Annotated in this window: 1 protein-coding gene and 1 pseudogene; one reads left to right on the plus strand and one right to left on the minus strand. The window is 26.3% G+C overall.

Going from position 1 to position 1,437, the window contains the following annotated elements; all coding sequences use genetic code 11:
- Nucleotides 1-135, plus strand: a pseudogene (locus HMPREF9371_RS01345) (IS1595 family transposase); the annotation flags it as partial.
- 764 nt (nt 136-899) lie between these two features.
- Here HMPREF9371_RS01345 and HMPREF9371_RS10955 read toward each other — a convergent pair.
- Nucleotides 900-1,388 (minus strand): glycosyltransferase family 2 protein, encoded by a 489-nt coding sequence (locus tag HMPREF9371_RS10955; protein ID WP_083813951.1) that lies wholly within the window; start codon nt 1,386-1,388, stop codon nt 900-902.
- Between the last annotated feature and the right edge of the window lie 49 nt (nt 1,389-1,437).

A 1,437-nucleotide genomic window follows, 5' to 3' on the forward strand; every position in this document is an offset into this window, starting at 1 on the left:
TTTCTACAATTTAACGGTGTGCCGAAACATACGTTTTACCTGCATTTAAAAGAAACCGAGTTCCGCTTCAATCACAGGCATGATGATTTGTACAAAGTGCTGCTGGGAATGTTACGGAAAGATCCTTTAAAATGAATTTTGCTTCCTAAGCCCCTTTAAAAATTAATCTTAAAAATGGAAACTTCCAAAGTTTCATGAATTATGGCTATAGATAGCCCAATAGAAATAAAAATAATTAAAGAATTTCCAAGTAAAAAAAATAAAAATTATTAAGAAAATTGTCAATAATACAAGAATTGAAATAGCTAATGATATATAAACGAGCGAGATAGGAAAGTTGAATATTATAAAATGATAGGATAATGATAAAATATAAGTAATAAATTCATTTTAACTTATCTTTAATTATAGAGTAGATACCAATATAAGTGATAAAAGAGGTAATAATTTTTTTAATTTCTATAATCGAGAAATTTTGGGTTTTAAACAAAAAATAAATCCAACGTTTTGCTAAATATTCTTTTATAAACTTGTTTTCAGATTGATTAATTATTTTATTATATATTTTTAATATGCAATTAAGTAATATGGTTTCATCAATCCAATTTTTGCTCATGGTTTTTGTATATAGGTAAATTTCATCTTTGTTTAAACTTATATTATTGTTATGGAAAATAATTTCATATATTTTTGAATGGCTTTCAATTCGTTCGGCCAGATTTTTTTCTCCCAGTCGAGTTTCACTATTTATTGAGAAACGGTAATCTAATAAAACATCTGGCAGGTTGGCAAATTTGACTTTTTCAGTACTTAACTTAACCCATAGGTGATAATCTTCTACTCTAAAAAAAATTTTTAATCATATTTAAATATACCATTATCTACTAATTCTTTTCTTATCATAATTGTTGGATGGAAAAGAGGGGATGCAACAAACATTTTTGCAATAATTCTTTCATGTTTAGTTGGATTAAGTAGTTCTTTTCTTTTATGCCCTCTCCAAAAATTTGCATCGCACTACCTAAAATAGCAATATCAGGATTTTTCTCTAAAAATTCTACTTGTTTTTGAATTCTATCTATTCTTGATACATCATCTGCATCCATACGAGCAATGTATTTTCCATTACATAATAATAATCCTTTATTTAAAGTATCAACTAATTTTATATTTTTCTCATTTTCTATATAAATAATACGGCTATCCTCAGATGCTAATTTTTTTAAAATTTTGCCAGTATTGTCAGTAGATTGATCATTTAAAACAATAATTTCCATATTGGAATAACTTTGTTCCATAATTGATCGTATAGCTAGCTCAACAAAATCTTCAGCATTAAAGCACGGAATGATAATAGATACTAAAGGATTTAATAGATAATTATTCATATAAAATTAGTACTTAAAATTTTGGGGCTGAAGTGGACTGCCGTATAGT

The sequence above is a fragment of the Neisseria shayeganii 871 genome (genome assembly GCF_000226875.1).
GTDB lineage: Bacteria > Pseudomonadota > Gammaproteobacteria > Burkholderiales > Neisseriaceae > Eikenella > Eikenella shayeganii.